This is a genomic window from Sphaerimonospora mesophila (genome assembly GCF_001417795.1).
In the GTDB taxonomy this organism is placed as follows: Bacteria; Actinomycetota; Actinomycetes; order Streptosporangiales; family Streptosporangiaceae; genus Sphaerimonospora; species Sphaerimonospora mesophila.
Genome location: NZ_BCBX01000035.1, coordinates 380,478 through 405,948, shown reverse-complemented (window position 1 = coordinate 405,948; position 25,471 = coordinate 380,478). Strand labels below are relative to the sequence as shown.

The window sequence follows — 25,471 nt, the reverse complement described above, 5'->3', positions numbered from 1 at the left end:
GCGACTTGACCTTTCGTGATCTTGCAGTTTCTCGCATGGATTCCCGTTGACCAGGGAGGACGAGTTCCGTGATCTTGCAGTTGACGCGGCCGTACAGACGCGGTCGTACAACTGCCAGATCACGGAAGGACTTCTGCCTGGCCAGCGCCCACGCTTGACAGTTTCTGCAAGATCATAGATGGTGAAGTCGCAGGTAGAGGACCCTATGGGCGAGTATTCGCAAGATCACGAGGGGGAGGGGTCAGGGAATGGGAGGGATGACGTCGGCGCCCGGGGAGTCGGCGCCCTTGCCCATCTGCGCCCCGTCGATGCCGGCGGCGGTCGGGGCGACGGCGTGGCCGCCGAACTGGTTGCGCAGCGCAGCGATCATCTTCATCGCCGGCGAATCGGCCTGACGGGAGGCGAAGCGCGCGTAGAGGGCGGCCGTGATGGCCGGGAGGGGCACGGCGTTGTCGACCGCAGCCTGGACCGTCCACCGGCCCTCGCCCGAGTCCTCCGCGTACCCCTTCAGCTCGGTCAGCTCAGGGTCCTCCTCCAGCGCCCGGACCATCAGGTCGAGCAGCCAGGAGCGGATGACCGTGCCGTGGCGCCAGCTCTTGAACGTCCCGACGATGTCGGTGACCTCGTCGCAGGTCTCCAGCAGTTCCCAACCCTCGGCGAAGGCCTGCATCATGCCGTACTCGATGCCGTTGTGGACCATCTTCGCGAAGTGTCCGCCACCGACGCCGCCGGCGTGGACGAAGCCGTCCTCACCCTCCGGCTTGAGCGTTTCGAAGATCGGCATGAGTCGCCGGATGTGCTCGGGGGCGCCGCCCGCCATGAGCGCGTAGCCGTACTCGAGCCCCCAGACGCCGCCGCTGACGCCCACGTCGACGAAGCCGACGCCCTTCGCGTCGAGCTCGGCCGCGTGCCGCTGGTCGTCCTTGTAGTGCGAGTTGCCGCCGTCGACGATGATGTCGCCGGCCGTGAGCAGCTCGCCGAGCCGATCGATGACGGCCCGCGTCGGTTCTCCCGCGGGGACCATCACCCACACGGCGCGTGGGACGTCGAGCCTCTCGACGAGTTCTTCGAGGCCGCCGACGTCGCTGACCGAGGGGTCGCGATCGTAGCCGATGACCTCGTGGCCGCCGCGGCGGAGCCGCTCGGCCATCTTCCCGCCCATCTTGCCGAGCCCGATCATGCCGATCCGCACGTCAGTCACCCCTTAGCCGCAGCAACCATCCCAACTCGCCCGAAAGGCACGCGTACCCCGGTGCGGTGGGCCTATGCCCCGGCTCGATGGTACGCCTCGGGATCAGCCCGACAGATGGGACGGGCGGATCGGCCGGACGACAGACCAGGCCGGCGGATCAGCTCGACAGGCGAATCGGCATGATGAGGTAGCGGTAGTCCTCGACCGCGCCCTCGTCCACAGGCTTGCCGCCGGTGAGGATCGCCGGCTTGGTGGACGTGGTGAACTGCAGCCGGGCCACGTCCGAGTCGATCGCCCCCAGCCCCTCCAGCAGGTACTGGTGGTTGAACGCGATGTTGATCTCGTCGCCGTCGAACTCGACCGGCAGTGCCTCCACGGCCTGGGCCTCGTCGCCGCTGCCCGCCTCCAGGATCACCTCGCCGCCGTGGAAGGCCAGCCGCACCGGGGTGTTGCGCTCCGCGACCAGCGCGACGCGTTTGACGGCCTCGACGAACGACGCTGTGGACAGATCGGCGCGGGCGGAGAACTCGGTGGGCAGCAGCGACCGATACTTGGGGAACTCCGGATCGAGCAGCCGGGTCGTGGTCCGCCTGCCGGAGCTGGAGAATCCGATCATGCCCTCGCCGGTGCCGCCGACGGAGCTGAGCGCGATCTCCACCTCGGCGCCGGTGCCGCCGAGCGCCTTGGCGGTCTCGGCGAGCGTACGGCCGGGGATCATCGCGATCGCCTGGAGATCGGGCTGCTCCGGCTGCCACTTCAGCTCTCGTACGGCCAGGCGGTAGCGGTCGGTGGCCGCCAGGGTCACGGTGTCGCTCTCGATCTCCATCCGCACGCCCGTGAGCATGGGAAGCGTGTCGTCCTTGCCCGTGGCGACGGCGACCTGGGCGACTGCCGAGGCGAACACGTCGCTGCCGACCCGACCGGCCGCCGGCGGCATGGCGGGCAGCGAGGGATAGTCCTCCACAGGCAGGGTGGACAGGGTGAACCTCGCGCTGCCGCAGGTGACGACCGCCTTGGAACCGTCCATGGTGAGCTCGACCGGCTGGGCGGGCAGCGCCCGGGTGATCTCGGCGAGGAGTTTGCCGGAGACGAGCACCACCCCCGGCTCGCCGGTCTGCAGCTCGAGGGTCACCTCGGCAGAGACCTCGTAGTCGAAACCGGAGAGCTTCAGCCGCTGGTCGTCGGTGACCTCGAGGCGCATGCCCGCCAGCACCGGCATCGAGGGCCGGGCCGGAAGGCTGCGCGCCGTCCACGCCACGGCCTCGGCGAGCACGTCGCGATCGATCCGGAACATCACGGTGGATCAGCCTCCTGGGTATCGGTGCTTGGCCAAGTCTTCCATCTCCCGGGACCCGGGTGCTCCAGAACCCGGGTTGCTCGCTGCAACTGCTCGGCCAGGTCTTGATCACTCCAGATCCTGGGCGCTCCCCGGGACCCTTCTGTGGTTCTTGAGTTCTCCATTGAGAGAGGAACCAGTCATCTTCTTAGGGACCGTGGATATGTGGATTTCCCGGGTTCTCGCAGCTCAGAGGCAGTCTTTCATCCACCGGCCCTGTGGGTGACGAGTGGATGGAGACGCCCTCGCTGTGGGCTCGCGAGCTGTCCCCACAGCGCTTCCCCAGCCGGAGGGGTCGTCGTCCACGAGTAATCCACGATGTTTCCACCGGTTATCCACGGGGTAGGAGTCCGTTTTGTGCTTGGGGAAAACTCTGCGCACAGGGCGTCCCCAAGGTGTCCACGGGTATTCCCCAAGAAATCCCCAGGCTTTCCCCATGTTTATCCCCAGCACGGGACGGCGGTCTTCCGGGGGATGTCAGAGTGAAGTAGTCACGAGCGCACCGCGGACGGCTCTCTGCCGTTGATCCACAGAGATATCCACAGGCTGTGTATCAAGCGTTGCGTGCCCGTTGCTTCACGCGGGTCGTCAGCTCGTTGACCTGGTTGTACATCGATCGGCGCTCGGCCATGAGCGACCGGATCTTCCGCTCGGCGTGCATCACGGTCGTATGATCCCGGCCACCGAACTGCTGGCCGATCTTCGGGAGTGAGAGGTCGGTGAGCTCGCGGGCCAGGTACATGGCGATCTGCCGGGCGGTGACCAGGGCCCGGGAGCGGGAGCTGCCGCACAGGTCGTCGAGCGAGACCCCGAAATACTCGGCCGTCGTCGACATGATGAGCGAGATGGTGATCTCGGGGCTGGCGTCCTCACTGATCAGGTCCTTGAGGACGACCTCGGCGAGCTGTATGTCCACAGACTGCCGATTGAGGCTGGCGAATGCGGTGACCCGGATCAGGGCCCCCTCCAGCTCCCGGATGTTCGTCGCGATCCGGCTGGCGATGTACTCGAGCACGTCGGGCGGCGCGGCCAGCCCCTCCTGTATCGCCTTCTTGCGCAGGATCGCGATGCGGGTCTCCAGCTCCGGCGGCTGGACGTCGGTGATCAGGCCCCACTCGAAGCGGTTGCGCAGCCGGTCCTCCAGCGTCATGAGCTGCTTGGGCGCGCGGTCGCTGGAGATGACGATCTGCTTGCTGGCGTTGTGGAGGGTGTTGAAGGTGTGGAAGAACTCCTCCTGGGTCTGCTCCTTGCCCTCCAGGAACTGGATGTCGTCCACGAGCAGGATGTCGACCGCCCGGTAGCGTGCACGGAACCCGTCCGCCTTGTGGTCGCGGATGGAGTTGATGAAATCGTTGGTGAACTCCTCGGAGCTCACATAACGCACCCGGGCGCCGTCATAAAGGTGCTGGGCGTAGTGGCCGATCGCGTGCAGCAGGTGGGTCTTCCCCAGACCCGAGTCGCCGTAGATGAACAGCGGGTTGTACGCCTTGGCCGGAGATTCGGCGGCCGCGACGGCGGCGGCGTGCGCGAACCGGTTGCTGGCCCCGATGACGAAGGTCTCGAAGGTGTACTTCGCGTTCAGCCGGGCCGGTTCACTGGAGGCCCGGCCGCCGCCACGTACGTCCCACCGGTGCTGTGGGGGCTCGGGCTTCGGCGGCGGTTCGGGGGAATATCCACCGGTCCGCTGTGGATACTCCTGTCCACGCTGATAGTCCTGCCCACTCGGATAGTCCTGTCCGCCGTACGGCCCGGCATCCCGTTGTACGGAGTCGTCCGAGGGAAAGGGGGGCCGCTGTGCCTGTGGGCGGGGTTGTGGATATTCGGCCGGCCGAGGCGGCTGCAGTCCGTTCTGTCCGGCACCCGGACCGGGACCGACCTGGCCCATGGCGGGACGGTTCTGTCCATAGGAGGCGGCGCCGGGGTCGACCATCACCGCGATGCGCACCGGCTGCCCCAGTTCCTGCGCGAGCGCGTGCGCGATCAGCGGGCGGAGCCGTACCTCCAGGACCTCCTTGGCGAAGTCGTTGGGGGCGGCCAGCAGGATGGTGTCGTTGATCAGGCCGGAGGGCTGCGTCATCTGGAGGAAGGCGCGCTGCTGTCCGGACACCCCCTCGTCGAACAGGGTCGCCAGTGCCCGAGCCCATACAGCGTTGAGGTCGACGCTATCCATGGCCCGGCCACTCCTCCCGTTATGCGGTTCCAGCTCGTCCGCCACGATCCCAGACGCCCCGTCCGGGGTTTGCGGTCACCCCCCGGTGTGGATCCACATCTGATCCACATGATGTGCACAGTCCCGCACATTCTGCCCAGGCGTATCCATAGTGATAGAGGGAACGGCCGGAGGGCCGACAGTATCGGTGTGCGTGACCCGCGTTCAAGACGTTGTCCACAGCCTAACGGGCCGGGGTTGCTGCCGTAGTCGGTTGTTCTCTCCCGTTCCTCCCGCTGCGAGAGACGTGGCCCGCGACCCACGGTGACCGGAGCGGAAGGCGGTGCGACAGGGGGAAAGGAGCGGGGTGATCCGGGTCGGCGGCAGCCGACTTGACAGTGTCTGGTTTGACCTGGCACGAGGTCGGCCCGTAACGTATTCCGGTCGGCTAATCACGCGACGGCTTTTTCGCATGCCCGCGCATTTGACGAGCCGCGACCTTGGAATGTAGCGCGTCCGCGGGACCTCCGTGGACGTAACCGAAGCCTGGAGCCCACCCGTGAGCAAGCGTACTTACCAGCCGAACAACCGTCGCCGCGCGAAGACCCACGGCTTCCGGCTGCGCATGCGCACCCGGGCCGGCCGTGCGATTCTGGCCGCCCGCCGCCGCAAGGGCCGCGCCGAGCTGGCGGTCTGACGACGCGAGGCCGCCCGCCGGTCCCGGGAACCGAATGCGGTCCGGGAGCGACGGGCGGCAGCCGTACTTAGGGGAAGTCCTGGTGCTGCCGTCCGCGTCGCGGATGCGACGGGGTGACGAGTTCGCCGACGCGATCCGCCGGGGGCGACGCGCCGGTCGTCCCACGCTGGTCGCGCATCTGAAGACGCGCGAGATCGACGTGCCGCCGCTGGTGGGCTTCGTCGTGAGCAAGGCGGTCGGTGGCGCCGTGGTCAGGAATCAGGTCCGGCGCAGGCTGAGACACCTCATGCGGGCCCGTCTGGAGGCGATCCCGCAGGGTAGCCTGCTTGTGGTACGGGCCAATCCACCGGCTGCGTCCGCGCGAAGCGAGCATCTGGCCGCCGAACTCGACGTCGTGCTGGATCGTTTACTCAGGCGGCGTGGGTCGGAACCACGGACCCTGACGGATGGACGATCATGACAGCGGAGCACCCTATCCCGGCGCGGGGCGTCGCGCCGGATGAGGCAGAGCGGCCTGCCGGTCCGATCGCCCGTGTGCTGCTCGCCCTGATCAAGTTCTACCGGGCCTTCATCAGCCCGGTTCTCGGACCGCGCTGCCGGTTCGAGCCGTCCTGCAGCGCGTACGGCATGGAGGCGATCGCCGTACACGGTGCGGTACGCGGGCTATGGCTGACCGTCAGGCGGATCGGGCGGTGTCATCCGTTCCATCCTGGCGGTTTCGATCCGGTGCCCCCACGCCGAGTCCGGTCTCACGACGAAACGCAAGGGAGCTAGCTCGGTGGAGCTGCCATTCCTCAACTGGCTGTATACGGCAGTGGCCTGGGTGATCACCCATATCCACGCGGGTTACAGCTTCTTCATCCCCTCCGACAGCGGACTGAACTGGGCGCTGACCATCATCACACTGACCGTGCTGATGCGTCTGCTGATCTTCCCGCTGTTCATGAAGCAGATGCGCTCCTCGCGGAAGATGCAGGAGCTCGCGCCCAAGGTCCAGGAACTGCGCAAGCGGTACAAGAACGACAAGCAGCGCATGAACCAGGAGGTCATGCGCCTCTACCAGGAGGCGGGGGCCAACCCGCTGGGCGGCTGCCTGCCCGTCGTCGCGCAGTTCCCGATCTTCATCTCGATGTTCACCGTACTGCGGGCCATCGCCGAGGACCGCGCCGTGTTCGGCATGACCAGGGAGCTCGTGGAGAGCGCCCGTGAGGCGCACGTGTTCGGCGCTCCCCTGCCGGCGACCTTCTTCACCAGCGCGGCCGACATCGAGAAGCTCGGCGCCGATCCGATCGTCACGAAGATCGTGCTGGCCGTCTTCGTGGCCATCAGCTCGTGCACCACCTTCCTCACCGTCCGGCAGAGCGTGCGGCGCTCCATGGCCCAGATGCCGGACAACCCGATGGCGCAGCAGCAGAAGATCCTCATGTACGTCTCGCCGCTGTTCGCCATCTTCAGCCTGAACTTCCAGCTCGGTCTGATCCTCTACTGGGTGACCACCAACCTGTGGACGCTCGGCCAGCAGCACTGGTTCTACGCGCGTCATCCGATGCCCGTGGTGGACGAGAAGGGCAACATCACCACCCCGGAACCGAGCCACGGCGTCTTCGGCAAGCTGCTGGGCAAACCCAAGGTCGCGCCTCCGGAACCCGCCCCCGAGCCGAAGATCATCCGCCAGCAGCCGACGCGGCAGCCTCGCAGCAAGCGCACCGGCAGCAAGAAGTCGTAGGAGAAGGAGAGTCCGGACGTGACCGAAGCTGAGGAAGCCCTCAAGCCTGCTCCCGACATCGAAGCCCTCGAACAGGAGGGTGAGATCGCGGCCGACTACCTGGAGGGACTGCTCGACATCGCCGACATGGACGGCGACATCGACATGGACGTCGAGGGCGACCGCGCGGTGGTCTCGATCGTCGGCATCAAGGGAACCGAGCTCATCGGCCCGGATGGCGAGGTGCTCGAGGCACTGCAGGAGCTGACCCGTCTCGCCGTGCACCGTCGTACGGGTGAGCGGTCCCGGCTCATGCTCGACGTGGGCGGCTTCCGTGAGCGCCGCCGCGCCGAGCTGACGAAGATCGGAAATGCCGCCGCAGGGGACGTGAAACGCACCGGGGAGCCCAAGGCGCTGGAGCCGATGACGCCGTTCGAGCGTAAGGTCGTGCATGACGCCGTCGCGGCGGCCGGCCTGCGCAGCGAGTCCGAGGGCGAGGAGCCCAACCGGTTCGTGGTTGTTCTCCCCGTCTAGACCGCATCTCCTGCACCATCCCCGGCACGCACAACTTCGCACCCACGGAAAGCCGCCGGTCCACTCCAACGGACCGGCGGCTTTCCTCATCCTGTACGTCCATACGCATCGGCAGGTAGGGGACCACTACCCTTGGCCGAGAGCGTTTCTGAATGAGTTGAGTGATGACGGAGAGCAACGAGCTGTCTGGGCCACCCGAGCTGCCCCAACCGCATGAGCCGACTCCACTGCCGGAGGCACCCGCGGTGGCCCGGGTGGTCTTTCCCGGCGAGGGGATGGAGCGGGCGCGGACGTTCGCCGAGATCCTGGCCGGACCGGGTGTGGTACGCGGGCTGCTGGGCCCGCGCGAGGTGCCCCGGATCTGGGACCGGCACCTGCTGAACTGTGCGGTCGTGGCAGAGGCCGTTCCTCCCGATGCGGCGTTGGTCGACATCGGGTCCGGCGCCGGGCTGCCCGGCCTGGTTCTGGCGATCGTCCGACCCGATGTACGGGTGACGCTGCTGGAGCCGCTGCTGCGCCGTACCACCTTCCTGTCCGAGTGCGTCGAGTCGCTGCGACTCGACAACGTCGAGGTGCTTCGAGGCCGGGCCGAGGAGTTGGCACGCAAGCGGGTCTTCGATGTGGCGACCGCACGGGCGGTGGCCCCACTCGACCGTTTGCTCGCCTGGTCGATGCCGCTGCTCCGCGAGGGCGGGGAACTGCTGGCGATGAAGGGGGAACGGGCCGCCGAGGAGATCGAGGCCGCGAGGTCACAGGTGAAATCCTCTGGGGCGAGATCGGTCGAGCTTGTTACGGTGGGGCGCGGTAGGGTCGAGCCGCCGACCACACTCGTCCGCGTGGTCGCCGGACGGTCCCCCGTGGCGGGTGGTCGGCGGCGACGGAAGAGGTGAGGCGTCGTGCCGGGTCTGGTGACGTCCGGAGTGACGGCCGGTCTGGGTTGGCCGGAGAGTCCTCTCGCCCTACCCTGGGAGATCGCGACAACAGGTCGTCCGTCGGGCGTCGGCTGGCCGGGTCGCGCTGCTTCACCGGTCGAAAGGACGACTTCCGTGTCCCAGACCCCCCTTGGTTCTGACGATTCGCCGCTGGTACGAGAGGCTCTGAGTTCTGTGGTTTCACGTGAAACAGCCGCATCCCCGCAGGCGGCTGCGCCTTCCGTCGGTTACTCGACAAGCAGGGAAGGGGAGTGGCCGCGGCCGCCCAGGTGCCGGGTGATGACCGTGTCCAATCAGAAAGGCGGAGTGGGTAAGACCACCACCGCGGTGAACCTGGCCGCGGCCCTGTCCATGCACGGACAGCGTGTGCTGGTGGTCGACCTTGACCCGCAGGGCAACGCCTCCACAGCGTTGGCCACCGAGCATCGTGCCGGGATGCCGTCGGTCTACCAGGTGCTCGTCGACGACCTGTCGCTCTCCGAGATCGTCAAGCCGGTCCCCGAGATGCCGAACCTCTTCTGCGCGCCGGCGACCCTCGATCTGGCCGGTGCGGAGATCGAGCTGGTGCCGATGGTGGGGCGGGAGACCCGGCTGAAGCGAGCGCTCGGCTCGTTCGACGCCATGGAGTTCGACTACATCCTCATCGACTGCCCGCCCTCCCTCGGGCTGCTCACGGTGAACGCGATGGCGGCGGCGCAGGAGGTGCTCATTCCCATCCAGTGCGAGTACTACGCCCTGGAAGGGCTCAGCCAGCTGCTGAAGAACGTCGAGCTGGTGCGGGCTCATCTGAATCCGACGCTGGCGGTCTCGACGATCCTGCTGACGATGTACGACGGGCGCACGAGGCTCGCGGCTCAGGTGGCCGATGAGGTGCGATCGCACTTCGGCGACACCGTGCTCAGCTCGGTCATTCCGAGGAGCGTCCGCGTCTCGGAGGCGCCGAGCTACGGCCAGTCGGTCATGACCTACGATCCGGGCTCCAGCGGCGCCATGGCGTACAGCGACGCGGCCAGGGAGATCGCCTACCGCGCCGCGGCCCTGGCCGAGGCCTCTAGCTAGTTTCGCTACCGCCGGCCTGTGGAAATTCCGAGCCTGCGCGGAACTTTCGTGGGTGGGGTGACAACGCGTGTGCGGCCCGGTCACTGCGCCGGGAGGAAGCTCCGGTCCGCTGCGACGCCCGCTTCCGCGGGCTTTCGCGTGCGGTCCTCGTTCCCTCCCGCTCCGCTCCCTTGATTCGGGGTGAACGTTGGGCGCACCATTGGGCCGATCGTCGCCACGGTGAAGAAGTACGGGACACCTCAAAGAGGCACGGGGCACCTCCTGACGCGCGGCCCGGTCACTGCGCCGGGAGGAAGCTCCGGTCCGCTGCGACGCCCGCTTCCGCGGGCTTTCGCGTGCGGTCCTCGTTCCCTCCCGCTCCGCTCCCTTGATTCGGGGTGAACGTTGGGCGCACTATCGGGCCGATCGTCGCCACGGTGAAGAAGTACGGGACACCTCAAAGAGGCACGGGGCACCTCCTGACGCGCGGCCCGGTCACTGCGCCGGGAGGAAGCTCCGGTCCGCTGCGACGCCCGCTTCCGCGGGCTTTCGCTTGCGGTCCTCGCTCCCTCCCGCTCCGCTCCCTTGATTCGGGGTGAACGTTGAGCGCACCATCGGGCCGATCGTCGCCTGGCTGTTTCACGTGAAACGACGAGGCCGGAGCATCACGCTGTGGCCGCGATGCTCATGAAGAAGCTTCCGCAGCGGTAACCTCTCCTGGTGTGCGTAGAGTGCCCGGTGTTCCAGCCATGAACTGGGACGCTGGGCACCGTCTTCTGTGCGGGTGTCGCGGATGTATCGCGGGTGGGTAAGGGAGCAGCGGTGAGTCAGCAACGTCGGGGACTGGGCAAGGGACTTGGGGCTCTCATCCCCACGGCGCCGATCACCGATCCGGAGGCGCCGGCGACCGCGCCGAGCGTCCCCTCCGCGAGAATCGCGGATTCGGGCCTGAAGCCGGTCGACGGCGCCTACTTCCAGGAGATCCCGATCACGTCGATCTCCCCCAACCCGCGCCAACCCCGTGATGTCTTCGACGATGAGCGCCTGGAGGAGTTGGCCGCTTCTATCAAGGAGGTCGGCCTGCTCCAGCCGGTGGTCGTCAGATCCATCGGGGCCGACGGCTTCGAGCTCATCATGGGAGAGCGGCGGTGGCGTGCCTCCAAGCTGGCCGGGCTCGATCGGGTGCCGGCCATCGTACGGAGCACTCAGGACGATGAGATGCTGCGGGAGGCGCTCATCGAGAACCTCCAGCGCGAGCAGCTCAACGCTCTGGAGGAGGCGGCGGCCTACCGACAGCTCCTCGACGACTTCGGCGCGACACATGAGGTGCTCGCCAAGAAGGTCGGCAGATCTCGCTCGCACATCACCAACACCCTGCGCCTGCTGAACCTCCCATCCAATGTCCAACTTCGTCTGGCGGCCGGCACCATCAGCGCGGGGCACGCACGGGCGCTGCTGACGCTCGACGACCCGGCGGCCATGGACCGGCTCGCGAGCCGGATCGTCGCGGAGGGACTGTCCGTCCGGACCGTCGAGGAGATCGTGGCGCTGGGTGAGGCGACGGCCGGACCGGCGCCGCGCAAACCGAGGGCGAAGCAGCCGGTCGCCCCCGCCCTGCGGACGCTCGCCGACCGCCTGTCGGATCACTTCGAGACGCGGGTGAAGGTCGATCTCGGCCGCCGTAAGGGACGGATCGTGGTGGAGTTCTCCACCATCGACGATCTGGAGCGCATCATCGGCACGATGGCCCCCGAGGCCGCGAACGCGATGCGCGACCTCTCCGACGAATAGCCGGCGTCGGCGCCGTCCACCGCCGTCCACCGCCGTTCGCCGGGATCGAGGGACCGGCCACGGTTTTCGAGCACCGTCCTGAGACGTCGAGCTGTTTCACGTGAAACACGGAGGCCGGGTACTCGGAGAGCCGGTGCCATCGAAGGGAGAAGACAGTGGCGGTTGAAATCGTCTATGAGACCCACTCGATCAGCGATCACAACGAGGCCGGCATCGCGAGTGGCTGGTTGCCCGGTGAGTTGTCGGCGCTCGGTCGCGAGCTCGCCGCCGAGTTGGGCACGCGTCGCCGGGACGATGGACTGGCCGCCGTCTTCAGCTCCGACCTGCGCCGCGCCGTGCAGACCGCTGAGATCGCCTTCGCCGGCTCTGCTGTCCCGCTCCTGCGGGATCGGCGACTCCGCGAGTGCCACTACGGCGATCTGGACGGCATGCCGGTGAGCATGCTGGAAGCGCGTCGAAGCCTGCACATCGATGACCCGTGGCCGGGCGGGCAGAGCTACCGGGAGGTGGTTGAGCAGACACGGGACTTCCTGGCCGATCTGGCCGCCGAGTGGGACGGCAGGAAGGTCCTGCTGATCGCGCATTCGGCCAACCGCTGGGCCCTCCAACACCTCTTGGAGGGGATCCCACTCACCGAACTCGTCGACCGGCCGTTCTCCTGGCGGCCGGGCTGGACGTTCCACCTGCCGAGCGGCTGGACGGGCCCGGACCGACCCGCATAGTGCATCCTCTGATGCAGGCGTCATCCATCATCGCCGCACCCGGCACGGCGCTCTTCGATTGGCTCGGCTCTCTCAGCGCCCGGCGTTTCACGTGAAACAGCGGGCGGGTCAGCCGCGCTGAGCCGCGATCTCCAGGAGGCCGCGGCAGAGGACGCCGAGGTCGCGTCCGGCCGCCTCGGCGGCCATCGGCAGGAGCGACGTCTCGGTCATGCCGGGCGCCACGTTCACCTCAAGGAAGTACGGGCGGCCGGTGGTGTCGACGATGAGGTCGGTACGGGAGATGTCGCGCAGCCCGAGCGCCGTGTGCGCGGTGACCGCCATGGCGGCGCAGGCCTCGGTCTCCTCCTCCGTCAGCCGGGCGGGCGCGAAGAACTCGGTGTGGCCCGCCGTGTAGCGCGCGGCGTAGTCGTAGACACCGCGGTCCGGCACGATCTCGACCGGCGGCAGCGCGACGGGTCCGTCGCCGAGGTCGACGACTGAGACGGCCACCTCGACGCCCTGGACGTACTTCTCGATGAGCGCCGTGTCTCCGTAAGCGAAGCAGCCGACCATGGCCGCCGGCAGTTCCTCGGCGCTGCGTACGATGGACGCCCCGAGGGCCGATCCGCCCCGCGAGGGCTTGACGAAGAGCGGCAGCCCGAGGCGCTCCACGATCCGTCCGAGCACGGCCGACGCGCCCAGGTCGTGGAAGGTCTCCTTGGGCAGCGCGACCGAGGCGGGGGTGTTCAGTCCCCACGAAGCGACGACCGCCTTGGCCGTCGGCTTGTCGAACGCGATGTGGCAGGCGTCCGGGGTCGCACCCACGTAGGGCACGCCGAGGAGTTCCAGCACGGACCGGATGGCCCCGTCCTCCCCCGCGCCACCGTGCAGGGTGACGAAAGCGGCGTCCGGCGGGTCGGCCAGCACAGCGGGCACGAGGGCGGCGTCGGTGTCGCGTGTCTCCACGTCCACCCCTGTGGCGCGGAGCGCCTCGGCCACGCGGCGGCCGGAACGGATCGAGACCTCGCGCTCGTAGGAGAGCCCACCGGCGAGGATGAGCACGTGGCCGAGATCGCTCATGCTCCGGCCTCCGAAGCTGTGGGGCGCGGACGCGTGGAGATGGCATGCGGAATCATCGTCGACTCGCTCACCAGGAGCCCTTTCTCACTGCTGGGTCGGGTACGGTCAGCCTCAACAGGCTAGTGCCCCTCCCGCCGATCTTCGCCCTGTCATGTCGCCCGGGACGGCGCCTGCTCCACCCCACGAAGACCACGAAGATTCCGAGCCTGCGAGGAATCTCCGCGAGCCGGGGGAGCCGACAACGCCGACAATGCCGACGACGCCGCTATCGATTCCCCTCCGCCTTGCGGCGCACCCACCCGGAACACCGCACCGTCCGGGTGACCCCGGACGGTCGGTGCCCCTGCGATGGCGGGTGCCGTACCCGATCCGGATCTCAGGCGAGGTCGGGACCGGGCGTGTCGACGCCCGTGCGCGAGGGAGCGGCTCCGGTGCCGAACGTGTCCCGCAGACGCAGTTCCTGCTCGATCACACCGGCGAGACGACGTACGCCCTCCCGGATGCGATCGGGCTGCGGATAGCAGTACGACAGACGCATGTGACGTGCGCCGCCGCCGTCCGCGTAGAAACCCGTCCCGGGTACGAACGCGACCCGCTCGGCGATCGCCCGCGGCAGGAGCGCCTTCGAGTCGAGGCCTTCGGGAAGGGTCATCCATACGAAGAACCCGCCACTGGGACGGGTCCACGAACAGCCGGGCGGCATGAGCATCTCGAGCGAGCCGAGGAGCGCGTCGCGTCGCTCACGATACAGCTCACGGAACGTCTTGATCTGCTCCCGCCAGGGCTGGGTGGCCAGATACTGCCCCACCGCGAGCTGGGTGAAGGTCGAGTGCGACAGCACGGCGGACTCCATCGCCAGGACCAGCTTCTCGCGGATCGCGTGCGGAGCGAGCGCCCAGCCCACCCGGAAGCCGGGGGCGAGGGTCTTGGAGAACGAGCCGAGGTACACCACGCCGTCGGCGTCGTCCGCCCGCATCGCGCGCAGCGGTTCCCCGTCGAAACCGAGGAGTCCGTACGGATTGTCCTCCACGACGAGCACACCGGCCCTCCGGCAGATCTCCAGAACCTGACGGCGGCGCACCTCGTTGAGCGTGACGCCCGCCGGGTTCTGGTAGGTGGGGATCGTGTAGAGGAACTTGATGCGGTTTCCGGCGGCCTGCAGGGCGTAGATGGTCTGCGCGAGGGACTCGGGGACGAGCCCCTGGTCGTCCATCGCGAGGTGCACCACCTTGGCCTGGTATGCGCTGAACGTGCCGAGCGCGCCGACGTACGACGGCCCCTCGGCCAGCACCACGTCGCCCGGGTCGATGAAGATACGGGTGATCAGGTCGAGCGCCTGCTGCGAGCCGACCGTGACGACCACGTCGTCGGGGCCTGCCTCGATGCCCTCGAGCCGCATGACCTCGCAGATCTGCTCGCGCAGTCCCGGATCGCCCTGGCCGCCGCCGTACTGCAGGGCGACGGCTCCCCGCTTGGAGACCAGGTCGGCGACCAGCTCGCCGACCAGGTCGAGGGGAAGGGCGGTGACGTACGGCATGCCGCCGGCGAGCGAGACCACCTCGGGCCGCGACGCGACGGCGAAAAGAGCTCGGACCTCGGAGGCGACCATCCCGGCTGCCCGGGCTGCGTACCGATCGACATAGGCGTCAATGCGCGACCCGTGGGGCGCGTTCGTCTGACCGCGATCAAGCTCTTGATCCACGGTCCACCTCCGATCACATAGCCGAGAAATCCAGATTACGGTAACGCGGCACGCCGATAACAACAGGGTGTTGACGATTAACCGCTCCTCTGGTGGCCCTCCCGTGCCACTGATGTGCGGAGTTCCCATCCTGACGATCGGCATTCACCTGTTTGGAAAAGGGAACGTACGGAACACGGACACAGGGGGCGATCGCGTCGGCTCCCCGCCCGAACCCGATCGCTGGGTTACGATGCGAGCTGGAGACGCCGTGTTCGTGCGCTTTTCCGGCAAGACTCCTGGGCGGGGATTGGGGCATCACGTGTCGCGTCGGCTGGTCAACGTCACTCTCGACAATCTCGATGACCTGCCACGCCGGTGCAGGCGCTGCGTGTTCTGGGAGCTCGACCCGGTGAGCGGCGAGCGCGCCACGGAGGTCGGCGACTCCGCCCTGGAGAAAGAGGCGTGGATTTCCGCGACCCTGCTGGAATGGGGGAGCTGCGGGAAAATCGCTTATGTGGACGGGGTGGCCGCCGGCTTCGTGCTCTATGCCCCGCCGCTCTACGTGCCGCGCTCGGTGGCGTTCCCGACCTCGCCGGTGAGCTCGGACGCCGTGCTGCTGATGACGGCGCACATCATTCCCGAGTTCTCCGGCGGCGGGCTCGGCCGGATGCTGGTCCAGGGGGTCGCCAAGGACCTCACCCGCCGCGGCGTGCGCGCGATCGAGGCCTTCGGCGACCTGAAGTGGGAGCAGCCGGGCTGTGTGCTGCCCGCCGAATACCTGCTGTCGGTCGGGTTCAAGACCGTACGGCCCCACCTGCGTTTCCCCCGGCTGCGTCTGGAGCTCAAGACGGCCGTCTCATGGCGTGAGGACGTCGAGGTGGCCCTGGAGAGGCTGCTGGGGTCGATGTCACCGGAGCGGGCCCTGCGGCCGGTCTGAGGCGCTCTCAGCCCTCCGGCCCCACCTGCCGTCCGCCGTCACTCTCGTCCGGCATCACGGCGCGTCCATCAGGCCGGTCTCCCAGGCCCAGGCGGCGACCTCGACCCGGTTGCGCAGCCCCAGTTTGGCCTGGATGCCGGAAATATGGCTCTTCACCGTGCTCAGTGAAATGAACAGCTCGGCCGCGATCTCCTGATTGGTACGGCCCCGGGCGATGGACAGCACCACCTCGGTCTCCCGTTGGGAGAGTCGCTGCCGCCGACCACGGTCCGACGGCGCTCCCGAGCGCGTGATGTGCCGAAGCAGCCGCAGGGTCACCGCCGGCGAGATCAGGGCGTCCCCGGCGTTCGCGGCCCGAACCGCCTCCACGAGCAGGGCAGGACCGGCATCCTTCAGGACGAAGCCGACGGCCCCGCCGCGCAGTGCGCCGTACACGTACTCGTCGAGGTCGAAGGTGGTGACGACGACGACCCGCAGTGGATCCCGGACGCCCGGGCCGGCCAGGGCTCGCGTGACCTCGATGCCGTCCAGACGGGGCATTCGGATGTCCACGAGGCACACGTCGGGGCGCAGCCGCCGGGCCAGGGCGACCGCCTCGGCGCCGTCCGAGGCCTCGGCGATCACACTGATGTCAGGTTGGTTCTCCAGGATGAGCCGCAGACCGCCGCGCACCATCGCCTGGTCGTCGGCGAGCAGAACCCGGATCGTCATCGTGACTCCCGCTCGCGTACGGGCAGGGTGGCGCGTACCGACCAGCCCGCCCCGTCCGCCGCGCCGCCCGCGCCCGTCGCCGTACGGGGGCCTGCGCACAGCGTGCCGCCGAGGGCCTCGACACGCTCGCGCATCCCGACCAGGCCGTACCCGCCGCGCTGGGGATACAGCGCCGGGGACGGCGGGGCGTCGTCGACCACCTCGACGGTGATGGCCTGCCGGTCCCGGATGACGCTGACCGTGACGGTAGGGGCATGCGGAGCGTGCCGGGCGATGTTGGTCAGCGACTCCTGTACGACACGGTAGACGGTGCCGGCCACCTCGGGCGGCCATGCCGCCTGCTCTTCGTCGTCGGGTAACCGCGCGTGCACGGCGGGGCCGCCGCGGTCGTCGAAGCGGCCGACCAGTTCGCCGAGCCGTTCGGGACCGGGTGCGGCGGGTGCGGCGTCGTCCTCGGCGGTGTCGCGCAGCAGGCCGACCACGCGTCGCATCGCGGCCAGCGCATCGGAACCCGCGGTCTCGATGGCGGCGAGGGAGTCGTCCAGCTTCTCCGGGTGCTTGCCGGCGACGAGCCGCGCGGCCTGCGCCTGGACCACGATGCCGGTGATGTGGTGGGCGACGAGGTCATGCAGTTCCCTGGCCAGCTCCATGCGTTCGCCGCGGCGCACCCGCTCGGAGACGGCCCGGCGGCGGGCGTCGAGCAGCCGCGGCCACAGTCCGATCACGAGGGCGGCGAGCCAGCCCATGCCGTTCAGCAGCGGCACCGTCATGTTGGACGAGGAGGTCAGGGCGGCGAACAGCCCACCGGCCACCACCGCGAGCCCTCCGGCCGCGACGGCACACGCGGCGGCGGCCGGCAGCGCCCTGACTCCCGAACCGACGAGTACGGCAAGGCCCAGGGCCATGGCGGGGCTGGGCTCAGCGGGCAGCCGGGCCGACCTGGCGGTCAGGATGGCGGCCGCCGCGACGATCAGCCCCGCGAACGCCGCCAGGGTCCGATGGCGGCGCCGCGACAGGGCGAGCACACATACCACCGCCCCGGCGGCGCAGCCGAACCGCCAGTGGCCCCCGCCCCAACTCTCCGCGATCTGGACCGCCTGGAAGGCGAGCGCCGCCGCGAACACGGCTGCGAGTCCGATGTCGGCCGCGAACCCGGCCCGCCCGTTCGGTGGCACCCGAAGCTTCACGCCGTCAGGTTAGGAGGTTTCTCCCCTGCCCTGAACCGGCCGAAAGTACGGTCGCGGACGGCGCGAACCCTGCTTTCGACCGATGTCGGCGCTCGGGCGGGACCGCACGATGAGCCCATGACACCGGAATCACTCACCTCAGGTGCCGTCGCCCGAGGTCCCGACCACGTGTCGCGGCGGCTGCCCGATGGTACGGCAGAGCCTGTGACGACCTCCGCCGGCCGGCCCAGGATCGCCGCGCTCGACGTCCTGCGCGGGTTCGCGCTGTGCGGCATCCTGCTGGCCAACGTCCAACCGATAGCGCACGTCGGCGATGTCGCCGTGATTTCGGATTCGCCGGGGAGCACGGCGGACGTGTGGCTGGGTCTGCTCGTCGAGCAGCGCTTCTTCCCGATCTTCTCGCTGCTGTTCGGCATCGGTTTCTCGCTGCTGCTGGACTCCGCACGCAAGCGCGTCGCCCGTCCGCGGCTGGTTTTGCTGCGCCGGCTCGTCGTCCTGCTCGTAGTCGGCCTGGCGCACTTCCTGCTGCTGTGGCACGGCGACATCCTGTCCACCTACGCCGTCGTCGGCCTGGTGGTGCTGATGCCCTCGACCTGGCTGCCGAGGTGGGCCGTCGCCGGACTGGCCGCCGTGCTCGTCACCACGGCGCTGGTCATCGGCGGCGACAGGACCGTGCTGGTCGTGGGGTTGTTCCTGCTCGGTTCGGCACTCGTCCGCTACGGCGTGATCGACCGGATGGAGCACTCCACCCGGGTGCCGGCCGTGCTGGGCCTGGCCCTGGTGGCGGGGGCGGTGCCCGTGATGTCGCGGCAGTCGACCTCGTCGGCGCACGACCCGGGCTTCGCCGTCGCGCTCGCGGGGGCCGGCCTGCTGCTCGCGGGCGCGTACATATGCGGCATGCTGCTCGCGCTCAGAACGCCGCTGCGGCCGGTGCTGTACGCCGTCTTCGCCCCTCTGGGCCGGATGGCGCTGACCAACTACCTGACCGCCACCGTCCTCGTGCTGGCGGTCGCCCGCTTCTTCGGCGATCCGCCGGTCACCTGGTCCTCGACGAGGGTGGTGCTGATCGCCGCCGTCATCCTGTCCGTCCAGTGGGTGTGGTCCACGCTGTGGCTGCGCCGATACGGGCAGGGACCCCTGGAGTGGCTGTGGCGCTGGGCCGCCTGGGCTCGGCGTCCGTCCCCGCGCCGCACCTCCTGACCCGCCATCTGGGTGAGCACGACGAAGCCCCCCTCACCGGCGGCGCCGTACCGCCGGTGAGAGGGGCTTCCAAGGTGTCGCCGCCGGAAACAGCGGCGAGAGGCGGACACCCGTCAGAGGACGTCCTCGAGCTCGCGGAGCAGCATCGCCTTCGGCTTGGCGCCGATGATCTGCCTCACGACCTCCCCACCCTTGTAGACGTTCATCGTCGGGATCTGCAGCACGTTGTAGTCGCGCTGCGTCCGCGGGTTCTCGTCGATGTTCAGCTTGACGATCGTCAGCTTCTCGGCCTGCTCCGTCGCGATCTCCTCCAGGATGGGGGCGAGCTGGCGGCAGGGGCCGCACCACTCGGCCCAGAAATCGACGAGGACGGGCTTGTCGCTCTTGAGGACCTCCGCCTCGAAGGTTGCGTCGGTCACGCTCTTGATGGCGCCCAAGGTAACTCTCCTTGATGTGTGTGGTGGGTTCCAACCGCAGGGATCGCCCCCGCATTCCCGGTCGGCCTGCCGTACGGCGAGGCGACAGGCAGGTCAGCTCCGCGCGGCGAGCCAGCGCTCGGCGTCGAGGGAGGCGGCACAGCCCGTCCCGGCGGCGGTGATCGCCTGCCGGTAGGTGTGGTCCACCACGTCGCCGGCCGCGAACACGCCGTCGACGTCGGTCCGGGTGCTGGGCGAGTCCACGGCGATGTAACCCTGGTCGTCGAGCGCCACCTGACCCTTGACGAGTTCCGTACGCGGATCGTGGCCGATGGCGATGAAGACGCCCGCCACGTCCAGCTCGGTCTCCTCACCGGTCTTCACGTTCCTCACGCGGACCCCGGAGACCCGGTCCTCACCCAGAATGTCGACGACCTCGCTGTCCCAGATGAAGCGGATCTTCTTGTCGGCGAAGGCACGGTCCTGCATGATCTTGCTGGCGCGCAGCGTGTCGCGCCGGTGGACGATGGTCACCGACCGGGCGAAGCGGGTGAGGAAGGTCGCCTCCTCCATCGCCGTGTCGCCACCGCCCACGACCACGATGTCCTGGTCGCGGAAGAAGAAGCCGTCACAGGTGGCGCACCAGGAGACGCCGCGGCCGGACAGACGCTTCTCGTTGGCCAGGCCGAGCTCGCGGTAGCCCGATCCGGTGGCCAGGATCACGGCCTTGGCGTAGAAGGTGTCGGTGTAGGTCTTCACCACCTTGGGATCGGCCGTGAGGTCGACCTCGATGACGTCGTCGGGCACCAGCTCGGCCCCGAACCGCTCCGCCTGCTTGCGGAAGTTGTCCATCAGGTCGGGCCCCATGATCCCGTCGGGGAAGCCCGGGAAGTTCTCCACGTCTGTGGTGTTCATGAGGGCGCCACCGGCGGTGACGGAACCCTCGAACACGAGCGGCTTGAGATCGGCACGGGCCGCGTAAACGGCGGCCGTATAACCGGCCGGGCCCGACCCGATGATGATCACATTACGGACGTCGCTCAACGGACTCGCCTTCCCGGGATCCTGAGGTTGCACTCGCGTCAACCGATCCTAGGGCCAGCCGATTCCCGCCTCGCAGGCGATCGCCGGAAACGGAGAAGCCCGCCGCGAGGTGCGGCGGGCTTCTCCGGGACGTTCCGTACGGCACGGACTACGCGTGACCTCACGAGCGCGAGATCACGCAGGGGGTCAGCGCCAGGTGGCGAGGCTCTCCGGGCGGAGTTTCCTGCAGTTGTCGTCCACGACGACCACTCGGACCGCGTTGATGTTCTTGTCCTCCCAGAAGGCCATGATCGTGGCCTCGTTGCCGTTGTAGAAGGCCTTGTCGACGCCGATGGGCGTACGGTCGAGCTGGTTGGAGAACCGCTTGACGCAGGAGTCGAGCCCGTCGTCGCCGCCTCCGGCGCCCGGCCCGACGCCGAAGTAGCCGAGCAGTGGGCCCCGCAACTCCTGGCTCGTGTAGTTGTAGCCGCTCGCGTAGACCGAGTAGGCGGCGCCGGCATGGTGGGTCCTGGTCGGTTCGGTGCTCGCCGACCCCTGCGCCACCGTGTTACGCGCCGGTGTGTCGCCGGCCGCGAGCATGCCGTTCACGAGCCCGGCGGCACCGGCCACGACGGCGGTGGCCGCGGCGACCGAGACCGGCAACGCCCACAGGCGCCGCCGCGAGGTCCTCCCGCGCCTGGCCGGCACGATCGTCCCGTCCTCGGCGACCACGCCCAACGGGACGGGCGTCGGCTCCGTCGATTCCGCCGGGACGGGGTCGGCCCGGAGCGGGTCGGCCTTGAGACGGTCGGCATGGAGCGGGCTGATGGAGGCGGGCACCGGCTCGGGGGCCGGCGCCGTCGGGGGCGAAGGCGCCGTCTCCCATGGCGCGTCCGCCATCAGGCGGTCCCAGTCCGGTGTTTCAGCGGCCAGCGCCCGGTCGATGCGCATGGCGACGCCCAGCGGCATCGCCGGCACCGGAACCGCCGCCAGGAGTTCGCGAACCGACGCCAGGTCGGCCAGGCTTTCCCCACAGGGGTCGCAGACCGCGAGATGCTCGCGGACCCGCCGGGCCATGGCGTCGTCTAGGAGGCCTTCCGCCAGTTCGGCGAGAACCTCCAGGTCGTAGTGCGTGTCACCCGTCACGAAGTTCTGCTCCCTTCCCGGATGAGACGCGGGACAAGTCAGATCGGTTCCGCAGATGCGCAAGAACCGGGACAAGTTTCGCCCGACCGCGCGCGCAGCGGCTCTTCACCGTCCCGGCGGGTACGCCGAGCACCGCGGCGGCGTCGTCCACCGAGTAGCCCATCATGTCCACGAGCACCAGGGCCGCCCGCTGGTCGGCGGGCAGCAGCTTGAGCGCGGCGGTGACCTCGAGCGACACGTCGCGCTCACCGGCCTGGTCGGTCAGCGGGGCGTCCCGCTCCGCCGCCTCGATCAGCTCGTCGTCGGCGACCGGCCGGATCGTCTTGCGGCGCATCCGGTCGAGGCACGCGTTGACCACGATCCGATGCAGCCAGGTGGTGACCGCGGCCTCGCCGCGGAAGCTCTCCGCCTTGCGGTACGCGGAGACGAAGGCGTCCTGTACGGCGTCGGCCGCCTCGTCGGGGTCGCCGAGCGTCCGCAGGGCGACCGCCCACATGCGGTCGCGGTGGCGCTTGACGATCTCACTGAACGCATGCGGATCCCCGCCGATGTGGCGGGCCAGCAGATCGGCGTCCGACGGCGCCGGTCGGATGGCGCGCTCAGCCGTTGGGGGATTGTCCGGTGGGGAATTCACAACGCCCTGCTATGCCGATCCTGGGGAATGAACCGTTACCTCGTAGATGGTGCCACGATACTTGCCTTCATAGGGCGGAAGACGGGTAAACCAGATCAAAACGAACTGACCGGTCGTCGCCTTTTCCGGGGTGAGCGTCACGGTGCCGGAGGCGTTCTCCGCCTTGGCGACCGTCTGCAGCGACCCGAGATCGGCGGCATCGCCCACCTTCAGCTGGACACTCGCGCCGGCGGCGCTGCCCAGGGAGACCGCCACGTCGGAGATCGGGATCGGCTTGCCCATGTCGAGGATCAGGCCGACGCCCTCCTTGAGCCGGCCGAGGTCGGCGCTGTTGTAGCTCGTCGTGTGCCACTCGGTGGAGGACTTGCCGTCGATGGCGAGCGGGGCGAAATCAGGGTTCTCGATCTTGTCGTCGCCCAGCGGGTCGAACCCGGCCGCGCTCACCGGTTTCACGGCCACCGGCTTGTGCGTGGCGGCCGACTGGGACGGCTCGGCCGAGTGGGTGGTCTTCGGCGTGTTGCCGAGGTTCTTGCCCACGGTCCACGCGCCGACGCCGACGGCCGCCATGACCAGCAGGATGATGACGGTGAGCAGGATCTTGCTCGCGGCGCCGGTCTTCTGCTGCGGCCCACCGTTCCAGGCGGGCGCGCCGTTCCACGCCGGACCGGCGTTCCAGGAGGGTGTCGGCCCCATCGGCTGATGCTGGGCCGGGGAGGCGGACATCCCGTCCGGCGCCTCGGAACGCAGGTTCAGCGCGGGCGGGGCCGTGGTGACCGGTGCGGGGGCCGGTCGCGGCACCTCGGCGAGGGCCTCGGCCACCTCGGCGGGCGTCGAGAGCGGGGGCTGCCCCCGCTTGGCCTCCTGCAGCAGCGCCCGGCAGGTGATGGCGTCGAGATAGCCGGGCACCCCCGCCGTGACCTGGCGGGGCGTGCAGATCCTGCCGTCGTCGGTCGGGGCTGCGGGCAGCCCGCAGTCCTCTTCACCCGGCCAGTGACCGGTCACCGCCGCGTACAGCAGCCGGCCCAGGCCCACCGCGTCCTCGCGCGCCGCGTCTTCGCCCATGTCCATTTCGAGGATCGCGGCGTCCACGGCGAGGCCGAGCAGCTTGACCGTGCCGCCCGTGGTCCACATGAGACGGTCTGGGGTGAGGCGCAGGTGGGTGAGCCCCGCCTCGTGGGCGTGGGCCAGCGCCTCGGCGGCCTCGGCCACGAGGGCGGCGCCGCGCTCGGGTTCGAGGGACCCGTTGGACAGCAGGTCGAGCAGCGACTCCCCGCTGACCCACTCGCTCACCACATAGGCCGTGCCGTCCTCGTCCGCCGCGTCGAAGACCTGGGTGAGCCTGGGGTCGGTGAGACGGCTCGCCAGCCGCGCCGCCGTCACCACCTCCGTGACACGGGTGAACTCCGGCGAGAACGTGTGCACGGCGACCGGCCTGGCAAGGATCTGGTCGATGGCCTTCCAGAGGGTCGCGCCGCCTGACTCGCTGACCCGGTCCTCCAGGCGGAACCGGTCAGCCAGCAGGGTGCCTGGTTCGACTGTGGACATGCTCATGCGGCCGCCTTGATCCGCGGCCGATCGGCATGCATCAGCCGATGCCGGGTGGTTTCGCCCACGCCTTCCCGCTTCCGCTCGCCGCCCGTAGGTTGATTCCTAGGCAGTCCATGCTAGTAGGGTGCCGGTCCTGCCCGCCTTCCCGATCGGAGACACCGAACTAATCGGACGTCCGGGGCGTCTTCGATCTGCCGATCACGTTTGAGGACTCCTAGCGTCCTACCCGGCTCGCCACAAGTCCAATGATGGAACCGACCTCGGGCACCCGCAGCCGGTGGGCGGCCAGCAGGTAGAGCAGCAGCCCCGCCCCGCCGCCCACGGCGAGCACGACCGCCGAGCTGACCGCGTTGATCCCGACGATCTCCCTGATCACCCAGAGTACGGCCAGGGCGACGGCGGCGGCGGGGATCGCCGCCACGAACATCCGCGACAGGCCGGCGATCACCTCCCGGCCGCCCAGCCCGCCGATCCTCCGGCTCGCCAGCGTCCAGGCGACCCCGCTCCCGATCAAGTACGTGACCATGAAGGAGAACGCCATCCCGATGACGATGTACCGCGCGGGCAGGGTGAAATACACGACCAGGCTTAAAGTCGCGTTTATGGTGACATTTACCCCGGCGATGGCGGCCGGGGTGCGGGTGTCGCCGAAGCTGTAGAAGACCCGCAGCAGGAGCTGGAAAATCGAGAACGGCACCAGCGCGAGCCCGAAGACCATCAGAACATAACCGACATATCGGGCGTCCCCGGTGGTCATGCGTCCCCAGGAGAAGATCAGCGTGGTGACCGCGGGGCCGAGCACCAGCAGCAGCAGGCTCGCCGGAACGATCACGGACGACACCAGCCGCACGCCCGAGGAGAACTCCCCCCGGGCCGAGTCCATGTCCCCGTCGGCGACGAACCTGCTCATCCTCGGCAGCATCGCCGTGATCACCGACACCGCGATGATTCCGTACGGCAGTTGGAAGAGCTGGAACGCGTAGGCGTACGCGCTGTTGCCGGCCCCCTCCGCCTGGTCGCCGGCGCCGGTGGCGAGCTTGGTCGTCACCCAGAAGCCGAGCTGGTTCACGCCGACGAAGACGAACGTCCAGACGGCCGTCCTGGCCGCCTGGCCGAGTCCGCTGTCGCGCAGGCCGAACCGCGGCCGGAACCGGAAGCCCACCCGGTGCAGCGCGATCACGAGCACGATCGTCTGGGCCACGATGCCCGCCGTGGTGCCGAGCCCCAGCAGCGCGAGCTCGCCGTCGGTCACCTTCTCGATGTCGTCCGTACCGATCTTCAGGTAGGCGATCAGTACGCCGATCACCACGATGTTGTTGAGCACCGGCGCCCACATCGGGGCGCCGAACCTGTCGCGGGTGTTCAGGATCGCTCCGGCCATCGCCCCGATGCCGAAGAGCGCGATCTGCGGCAGCAGGAAGCGCGCCAGCGTGGCGGCCACGTCGACCTTGTGCGCCGACCAGTTCGACGCGACGTACAGCTCCATGATCGGATGGGCGATCAGCACGCCGATCAGGGCGACCCCCGCGAGCACGACCACCGCCAGCGTCATCAACCGCTGCTCGAAGGCCTGCCCGCCGTCGGGGTCGTTCTTCTGCGCCCGGACGATCAGCGGGACGACCACGCTGCTCAGCACGCCCTGCAGCAGCAGGTCGAACAGGATGTACGGGATCTGGTAGGCCGCGTTGTAGGCGTCGCCGAGCGCGAAGGTGCCGATGGCCGCCGCGAGCAGTGCCGTACGCAGGAAGCCGGTGAGCCGCGAGACCATCGTGCCCGCGGCCATGATCGCGCCGGCTCGGAGCATCCTGCTCATGTCATTCCTTCAGCTCG

At 68.9% G+C, this 25,471-nt stretch carries 24 protein-coding genes; 11 read left to right on the top strand and 13 right to left on the bottom strand.

The window, feature by feature from the left end; genetic code table 11:
- Positions 1 to 241 precede the first annotated feature (241 nt).
- The 3 genes from gnd to dnaA all read right to left on the bottom strand — a co-directional run bounded on the left by gnd (position 242) and on the right by dnaA (position 4,635).
- Positions 242 to 1,192 (bottom strand): phosphogluconate dehydrogenase (NAD(+)-dependent, decarboxylating), encoded by a 951-nt coding sequence (gene gnd / locus AP234_RS15650; protein WP_055480374.1) that lies wholly within the window; start codon positions 1,190 to 1,192, stop codon positions 242 to 244.
- Positions 1,193 to 1,349: 157 nt separating this feature from the next.
- Positions 1,350 to 2,489 carry a DNA polymerase III subunit beta gene (dnaN, locus tag AP234_RS15645; RefSeq protein ID WP_055480373.1) on the bottom strand — a complete coding sequence of 380 codons (1,140 nt, stop codon included), beginning with the start codon at positions 2,487 to 2,489 and terminating at the stop codon, positions 1,350 to 1,352.
- A gap of 592 nt (positions 2,490 to 3,081) precedes the next feature.
- Positions 3,082 to 4,635, bottom strand: a complete 1,554-nt coding sequence (gene dnaA, locus AP234_RS15640) for a chromosomal replication initiator protein DnaA (RefSeq protein WP_431998654.1) — start codon at positions 4,633 to 4,635, stop codon at positions 3,082 to 3,084.
- Positions 4,636 to 5,236: 601 nt separating this feature from the next.
- Between dnaA and rpmH the strand changes: the two genes are divergently transcribed.
- The 9 genes from rpmH to AP234_RS15595 all read left to right on the top strand — a co-directional run bounded on the left by rpmH (position 5,237) and on the right by AP234_RS15595 (position 12,096).
- Entirely contained in the window at positions 5,237 to 5,374 is a 138-nt protein-coding gene (gene rpmH, locus AP234_RS15635; protein ID WP_055480371.1) for a 50S ribosomal protein L34, read from the top strand.
- 82 nt (positions 5,375 to 5,456) lie between these two features.
- Positions 5,457 to 5,834: a ribonuclease P protein component gene (gene rnpA / locus AP234_RS15630; protein WP_055480370.1), complete on the top strand. Its 378-nt coding sequence runs from the start codon at positions 5,457 to 5,459 to the stop codon at positions 5,832 to 5,834.
- A complete protein-coding gene (yidD, locus tag AP234_RS15625) occupies positions 5,831 to 6,148 on the top strand; it encodes a membrane protein insertion efficiency factor YidD (RefSeq protein ID WP_083502135.1) in 318 nt (105 codons plus the stop codon). The genes rnpA and yidD overlap by 4 nt, the downstream gene beginning before the upstream one ends.
- Positions 6,149 to 6,152: 4 nt before the next feature.
- Positions 6,153 to 7,100 (top strand): membrane protein insertase YidC, encoded by a 948-nt coding sequence (gene yidC / locus AP234_RS15620; protein WP_055480369.1) that lies wholly within the window; start codon positions 6,153 to 6,155, stop codon positions 7,098 to 7,100.
- Between the two features lie 18 nt (positions 7,101 to 7,118).
- A complete protein-coding gene (locus tag AP234_RS15615; RefSeq protein ID WP_055480368.1) occupies positions 7,119 to 7,613 on the top strand; it encodes a R3H domain-containing nucleic acid-binding protein in 495 nt (164 codons plus the stop codon).
- 275 nt (positions 7,614 to 7,888) lie between these two features.
- Positions 7,889 to 8,503 (top strand): 16S rRNA (guanine(527)-N(7))-methyltransferase RsmG, encoded by a 615-nt coding sequence (gene rsmG / locus AP234_RS15610; RefSeq protein ID WP_055480449.1) that lies wholly within the window; start codon positions 7,889 to 7,891, stop codon positions 8,501 to 8,503.
- A 321-nt stretch (positions 8,504 to 8,824) separates the two neighbouring features.
- Complete coding sequence (locus tag AP234_RS15605) at positions 8,825 to 9,604, top strand: ParA family protein (RefSeq protein WP_063842934.1); 780 nt, start codon at positions 8,825 to 8,827, stop codon at positions 9,602 to 9,604.
- Between the two features lie 912 nt (positions 9,605 to 10,516).
- Entirely contained in the window at positions 10,517 to 11,374 is an 858-nt protein-coding gene (locus tag AP234_RS15600) for a ParB/RepB/Spo0J family partition protein (protein ID WP_431998653.1), read from the top strand.
- A gap of 155 nt (positions 11,375 to 11,529) precedes the next feature.
- Entirely contained in the window at positions 11,530 to 12,096 is a 567-nt protein-coding gene (locus AP234_RS15595; RefSeq protein ID WP_055480365.1) for a histidine phosphatase family protein, read from the top strand.
- A 108-nt stretch (positions 12,097 to 12,204) separates the two neighbouring features.
- Here AP234_RS15595 and AP234_RS15590 read toward each other — a convergent pair whose 3' ends face one another.
- Positions 12,205 to 13,155, bottom strand: a complete 951-nt coding sequence (locus AP234_RS15590) for a D-alanine--D-alanine ligase family protein (protein WP_055480364.1) — start codon at positions 13,153 to 13,155, stop codon at positions 12,205 to 12,207.
- Positions 13,156 to 13,531: 376 nt separating this feature from the next.
- Positions 13,532 to 14,857: a PLP-dependent aminotransferase family protein gene (locus tag AP234_RS15585; protein WP_055480363.1), complete on the bottom strand. Its 1,326-nt coding sequence runs from the start codon at positions 14,855 to 14,857 to the stop codon at positions 13,532 to 13,534.
- Between the two features lie 301 nt (positions 14,858 to 15,158).
- Between AP234_RS15585 and AP234_RS15580 the strand changes: the two genes are divergently transcribed.
- Positions 15,159 to 15,776, top strand: a complete 618-nt coding sequence (locus AP234_RS15580) for a GCN5 family acetyltransferase (RefSeq protein ID WP_055480362.1) — start codon at positions 15,159 to 15,161, stop codon at positions 15,774 to 15,776.
- A 54-nt stretch (positions 15,777 to 15,830) separates the two neighbouring features.
- Here AP234_RS15580 and AP234_RS15575 read toward each other — a convergent pair whose 3' ends face one another.
- Together AP234_RS15575 and AP234_RS15570 are read right to left on the bottom strand one after the other, a co-directional pair.
- Positions 15,831 to 16,487 (bottom strand): response regulator, encoded by a 657-nt coding sequence (locus AP234_RS15575; RefSeq protein WP_055480361.1) that lies wholly within the window; start codon positions 16,485 to 16,487, stop codon positions 15,831 to 15,833.
- The gene (locus AP234_RS15570) at positions 16,484 to 17,674 is read right to left on the bottom strand and encodes a histidine kinase (RefSeq protein ID WP_235558188.1); all 1,191 of its coding nucleotides are present in this window, start codon (positions 17,672 to 17,674) and stop codon (positions 16,484 to 16,486) included. Before AP234_RS15570 ends, AP234_RS15575 begins: the two co-directional genes overlap by 4 nt.
- 117 nt (positions 17,675 to 17,791) lie before the next feature.
- On the opposite strand from AP234_RS15570, the gene AP234_RS15565 reads away from it, so the two are divergent.
- On the top strand, positions 17,792 to 18,874 hold the full coding sequence (locus AP234_RS15565; protein WP_063842933.1) for a DUF418 domain-containing protein: 1,083 nt from the start codon (positions 17,792 to 17,794) through the stop codon (positions 18,872 to 18,874).
- A gap of 113 nt (positions 18,875 to 18,987) precedes the next feature.
- Here the strand turns inward: AP234_RS15565 and trxA are convergent, their stop codons facing one another.
- From trxA to murJ, 6 genes are all read right to left on the bottom strand, one after another.
- A complete protein-coding gene (gene trxA, locus AP234_RS15560) occupies positions 18,988 to 19,311 on the bottom strand; it encodes a thioredoxin (protein WP_055480359.1) in 324 nt (107 codons plus the stop codon).
- Between the two features lie 93 nt (positions 19,312 to 19,404).
- Positions 19,405 to 20,334 carry a thioredoxin-disulfide reductase gene (gene trxB, locus AP234_RS15555; protein ID WP_055480358.1) on the bottom strand — a complete coding sequence of 310 codons (930 nt, stop codon included), beginning with the start codon at positions 20,332 to 20,334 and terminating at the stop codon, positions 19,405 to 19,407.
- 186 nt (positions 20,335 to 20,520) lie between these two features.
- Positions 20,521 to 21,459 (bottom strand): anti-sigma factor family protein, encoded by a 939-nt coding sequence (locus AP234_RS15550; RefSeq protein WP_055480357.1) that lies wholly within the window; start codon positions 21,457 to 21,459, stop codon positions 20,521 to 20,523.
- Positions 21,449 to 22,093 (bottom strand): RNA polymerase sigma factor SigM, encoded by a 645-nt coding sequence (gene sigM, locus AP234_RS15545; RefSeq protein WP_055480356.1) that lies wholly within the window; start codon positions 22,091 to 22,093, stop codon positions 21,449 to 21,451. Before sigM ends, AP234_RS15550 begins: the two co-directional genes overlap by 11 nt.
- 9 nt (positions 22,094 to 22,102) lie before the next feature.
- Complete coding sequence (locus tag AP234_RS15540) at positions 22,103 to 23,644, bottom strand: protein kinase family protein (protein ID WP_055480355.1); 1,542 nt, start codon at positions 23,642 to 23,644, stop codon at positions 22,103 to 22,105.
- A 211-nt stretch (positions 23,645 to 23,855) separates the two neighbouring features.
- Positions 23,856 to 25,454, bottom strand: a complete 1,599-nt coding sequence (gene murJ / locus AP234_RS15535) for a murein biosynthesis integral membrane protein MurJ (protein ID WP_055480354.1) — start codon at positions 25,452 to 25,454, stop codon at positions 23,856 to 23,858.
- Positions 25,455 to 25,471 lie beyond the last annotated feature (17 nt).